Raw genomic sequence first — 5,163 nt, forward strand, 5'->3', positions numbered from 1 at the left:
TGGTGAGCCATTACCTCACCAACAAGCTGATAGGCCGCGAGTCCATCCCCCACCGATAAATCTTTCCACCAACAACCATGCGGTCAAAGGTAATATCCGGTATTAGACCCAGTTTCCCGGGCTTATCCCAGAGTCGGGGGCAGGTTACTCACGTGTTACTCACCCGTTCGCCACTAATCCACCCAGCAAGCTGGGCTTCATCGTTCGACTTGCATGTGTTAAGCACGCCGCCAGCGTTCATCCTGAGCCAGGATCAAACTCTCCATAAAAAAATAAAAAGCCACCGGCAACCCCTTGGAAAATAAGGGCGAAGCCAATGAAGTCCTGGCGAATAATAAAACACTCAAGAACACTGCACGGGGGTGCAATGCCTCAAGCAAATGTTATGTATTCACCAAATAAAAATATTCGGTATCAACAAACTTGGCACACTATTGAGTTCTCAAACAACAAACACTCTCGACACCACAACCATCAAACCTTCGATGACTGCTTCGCTCCGGAGCAACTTTACAAGCCTACCACCAAGTTGACCGTTGTCAACTCGACGTTTCAGTCTTATTCACCCCGCCGCTTCCGTTTCGCGCTTTCAGGCTGTCCGGATCAGCGGCGCGAGATAAAACTCTACACGGGTTCAGTCACGACGCAAAATCGGCCTACGGGTCGAATTTTAGCCACTAATCCGACCTTGACTAGGGATTATCATAATTAGGTACAACAAAACCGCCGGAAAAGTGTCTTGGTTCACAAGCTTTTCCGGCGGTTTCGTGTAGTGCGGTAGTTACTGGGCCCTACTTGGCCAGTTCAGCCACTGCCATGTTCTTCTTGCCGCGGCGCACGATCGCGTAGCGGCCATGCAGGAAGTCCGCCTCGGCCAGTTCAGTTTCGATGCCGCCAACCTTGCCGTTATTGACGTAGGCGCCACCTTCAGTGACCGTACGGCGTGCTTCGGACAATGACTTGCTCAGGCCCGAGGCAACCAGGACATTCAAAATGCCCAGATCGTCCGCAGCAACCTTCGCCGAAGGCAGCTCCGCGATAACCGATTCCAGGGTAGGAAGATCAATTGTGCCCAGATCGCCATTGCCGAAGACCGCAGCCGAAGCGGCGATCACCTGCTCGGTAGCCTGCACACCGTGAACCAGGGAAGTGACTTCCCAGGCCAAGGTGCGCTGGGCGACGCGCTTGAACGGGCGCTCTGCAACTTCGGTTGCCAGTTCCGCGATCTGCTCGCGGGTCAGGAAGGTGAATACCTTCAAGCGGTCGATCACATCCGCGTCGGAGGTGTTCAGCCAGAACTGGTAGAAGGTGTACGGGCTGCACATTTCGGCATCCAGCCAGATGGCGTTGCCCTCGGACTTGCCGAACTTGGTGCCGTCGGAGTTGGTGATCAGCGGGGTGCCGTAGGCGTGCACCGAGTTGCCCTGGACCTTGCGGATCAGGTCGGTGCCGCTGGTCAGGTTGCCCCACTGGTCCGAGCCGCCGGTCTGCAGGGTGCAGCCGTACTGGCGGTTCAGCTCCAGGAAGTCGTAGCCCTGCAGCACCTGGTAGGAGAACTCGGTGTAGCTGATGCCCTCGTCGGAGTTCAGTCGCGCGGCGACGATCTCCTTCTTGATCATCGTGCCCACACGGAAGTACTTGCCCACATCGCGCAAGAAGTCCAAGGCCGACAGCTGCTGCGTCCAGTCCAGGTTGTTGACCAGCTGCACCGCGTTCTCGCCCTCATCGGAGAGGAAGCGGGAAACCTGCGCCTGGAGCTTGGCGACCCACTCGGTCACCGTCTCCCTGGTGTTCAAGGTGCGCTCCGCAGTTTGGCGCGGGTCGCCGATCAGGCCGGTGGAACCGCCAACCAGGGCCAGCGGCTTGTGGCCGGCCAGCTGCAGGCGGCGCATATTCAGCAACTGCACCAGGTTGCCCAGATGCAGGGAGGGCGCAGTCGGATCGAACCCGCAATAGTAGGTCACAGACTCTTCGGACAGGGCTCGTTCCAGCTCGGTTTCGTCGGTGGACACGTGCACCAGGCCGCGCCACTTGAGTTCCTGCCAGACGTTCTCGAAAGATGCGTCGTTGCTCTGTCCCGCAATCACGGGATTCTGCTTCGTATCAGACATGCTCACTGTGACCATTTTCTGTCTTCGTTCTGCCCCGAGTGCCCGCGTTGCTGCTTGCGTGCACCTGTGATCGCACCGGGAGTTGGGGTTGCCTTCCCGGCGCATGGGTTTAAGGTTATCGCTTGGTGGCAGGCTCGTGCCACTTCCCCGGCCCGCCCCTTGGTCACATAGCCGACCCCGCGGTGCGCTGCTAGCTTTCCAGGCCTTCAGGCAGTTCGCGGGTGTGGACCACGCGCAGGCGCTGGGTGGTACGGGTCATCGCCACATACAAATCGCCCACGCCGCCGTCCACCTCGTCGACCAGCTCGGCCGGTTCCAGGATCAGCACGCCGTCGAATTCCAGGCCCTTGGACTCGCGCGCGGTGATCACCACGATGTCCTGGCTCAATCCGCCCGAACCGGCGCCAACGCGGTCGCCATGCACGTCCTGGACCGCCGCGCGGATGCGGGCCAGATCCTGCTGAGGCACGATGATCGCCTGCAGTCCCCCGGCCGAGTACTCCAGCTCCTCGCCCAGCGCGGCCAGGACCGCATCCTGGACTTCGGCCTCGGTGGTTTTGGTCAGCACCGGTGGCCAGTCGCCTTCGCGGACCGCCTGCGGGGTGGTGATCCGCAGGCCGGCGGCCTGGGCCACGCGCACCGCCGCGTCGGCGATCTGCGCCGGGGTGCGGTAGTTGACGGTCAGCTCTTCGAGCTCGAAGCGCTCACCGAAGAACGGCTCCAGGGCCTGGGACCAGCTGCTGGCGCCCGAGGCGGCCGAGGTCTGGGCGATGTCGCCCACGATGGTGAAGGACTTCATCGGGCAGCGGCGAACCAGCAGGCGCCACTGCATCGGCGAAAGCTCCTGCGCCTCGTCGACCACGATGTGCCCGTAGGCCCAGGTGCGATCGGCGACGGCGCGTTCAGCGGCCGTGAGCCGGGCCGCAGTTTCCTGGTTCACTCCGGCCACCTGCTCAGCGGTGACCACTCCGTCGATGCCGGCGTTTTCCAGCATGGTGTGCATATTGCGCAGCGCGGCCTTGGCATTTTCCACGTCGGCCTCGTACTGGGCGGTGTGCGTGCCGGCCAGCGGGTCGGCGAACTCGCCGAGCAGCCCGGATGCCTCATCGAGCAGCGGCACATCGGCCTCGGTGAACGGCGAGCCGGCCCGGCGGTACAGGGCGTCGCGGTCCGTTTCCTTCAGGTGCGGGGCCGCGGCGGCCAAAAGGTGCGGGGTGGCGAACAACTCGGCCACCAGCTGCTGCGGGGTCATCGGCATCCAGCACAGGTTCAGCGCCACGCGCACATCGTGCGATTCGCGCACTTCCTGGGGCAGGTAGGAACGGTCGGTGGTCGAGGATTGCCCGGCCGATTCCTCCAGCTTGCGGCGCAACTGCTCGGCCAGGTCCCCCACCAGCACCTTGACGAAGGTTTCGCGGGCCTCGTTGTAGGGCTTGTGGGTGTGGCGGGCTCGTTCGCGCGCGTTCTTGACCATCTTCGGGGTCAGGGTCAGGCGGGTTCCCTCCACCACCAGGGTGCGGGTTTCCGGAATCAGCCGCTGGCGGTTGCGCACCGCAGTGGCGATCACCCTGGCCATGGACAGCTGGCCCTTGAGCCGGGCGACGGTGCGGCTGGTTTCCGGCACGGCGTGGATGCCGTGGTAGAGCTCGCCCACCGAGGACATGACCACGCCGGTCTCGCCCAGCGAGGGCAGTACGCGCTCGATGTAGCGCATGAAGGAAGTGGACGGGCCGACGATCAGCACCCCGGCGTTCTTCAGCCGTTCGCGGTACTCGTAGAGCAGGAACGCCGCGCGGTGCAGGGCGACGGCGGTCTTGCCGGTGCCCGGACCGCCCTGGACCACGACGGCGCCGGGCAGCTGCGCGCGGATGATCGCATCCTGCTCGGCCTGGATGGTGCCGACGATATCGCCCATGCGGCCGGTGCGCTTCTCGCGCAAAGCGGCCATCAGCGCGCCCTCGCCGTGGTGGGTGTGCCCCTCATCCAGCCAGGTCTCGTCGAGCACGTCGTCCTCGATGCCGGCCACGGTCCGGCCCTTGAGCATCAGGTGGCGGCGGCGGCGCACCCCGCGCGGATTCAGCGCGGTCGCCTGGTAGAAGGGGGCCGCTTCGCTGGCGCGCCAGTCGATCATCAGCCGGTTCAGGTCCTCGTCGGACAGGCCGATGCGGCCGATGTAGCGGGGAGTGCCGGAGGATGAGCCGTTGCCGGCTTCCTGCCCCTGGCCGTTGGCTGCCATATCCAGGCGGCCGAAGACCAGGCGGTCCTCGACGGCGTCGAGCTGGGCAATCCGGTCCTCGTAGAGGGTGGCGAAAGAGTCGCGTTCGGACATGTTCTGGAAGGTGCCCACCGCCCCCTGGGCCCGGGTGCGCTCAAGCTGCTCCACCTTTTCGGCGCGCAACTCGTCCAGCCGCGCGTACAGGCGGCCCACATAGTCGGATTCAGCTAACAGATCGGCCTCGATCGTATCGGTCAACCCAGTTTCCCCTCGCGCTCAAAATGTGCCCCTGCGCAAAGCACAGGGCCCTACGTAAAACGGTTCCCACGTAAAAACACAGGACAGATAATGATACGCGCCTTTGGCCCGGCGCAGGTAATCGCGCGCACCGGTGCCAAGCGCTGGCCGGGCCCGCTGCCGGGCTGTTCGCCAGCGGCGTGGAAGCGTGGCGGTTTGTTACCTGCGCGCCGCTTCCCGGCTGCCGCTTCGGCACCGCGCTGCCCGGCTCAGGAGTGGACGACCTGCAAGGAGAGCACCTTGTGCCCCGGCAGCTTGGCCCGTCCTTCGAGGCCATCGAGTTCCAGCACGACGCCGACGCCGGCGATCCTGGCACCGGTCTGCTCCAGCAGGCGGACCGCTGAACCCACGGTGCCGCCGGTGGCCAGCACGTCGTCGAGAATCAGCACGCGGGTGCCCGGGGCGATCTCGTCCTTGTGCACCTCCAGGCAGCTGGTGCCGTATTCCAAGGTGTACTCGTCGCGGTAGACCTCGCGCGGCAGCTTGCCGGCCTTGCGGATGGTCAGCATGCCCTTCCCCGAGGCGTAGGCGGCGGCCGCC

The 5,163-nt window shown here is 63.9% G+C and carries 3 protein-coding genes and 1 rRNA gene; all 4 read right to left on the bottom strand.

Going from position 1 to position 5,163, the window contains the following annotated elements:
- Positions 1 to 269 (bottom strand): 16S ribosomal RNA (locus ACNPN0_RS16435); the annotation flags it as partial.
- Between the two features lie 522 nt (positions 270 to 791).
- Positions 792 to 2,111, bottom strand: coding sequence for a tyrosine--tRNA ligase (gene tyrS / locus ACNPN0_RS16440; protein ID WP_448938336.1), 1,320 nt, complete (start codon positions 2,109 to 2,111; stop codon positions 792 to 794).
- A gap of 190 nt (positions 2,112 to 2,301) precedes the next feature.
- Positions 2,302 to 4,584 carry a HelD family protein gene (locus ACNPN0_RS16445; protein WP_332489329.1) on the bottom strand — a complete coding sequence of 761 codons (2,283 nt, stop codon included), beginning with the start codon at positions 4,582 to 4,584 and terminating at the stop codon, positions 2,302 to 2,304.
- 248 nt (positions 4,585 to 4,832) lie between these two features.
- Positions 4,833 to 5,163: adenine phosphoribosyltransferase (locus tag ACNPN0_RS16450; protein ID WP_448938954.1), on the bottom strand; the 331-nt coding region annotated here is incomplete at its 5' end.

Source organism: Glutamicibacter sp. AGC84 (assembly GCF_053543575.1).

Bases quoted from the DNA above. Each gene is read 5' to 3' on its own strand.
- tyrS (WP_448938336.1), bottom strand. From the start codon at position 2,111: ATGTCTGATACGAAGCAGAATCCCGTGATTGCGGGACAGAGCAACGAC.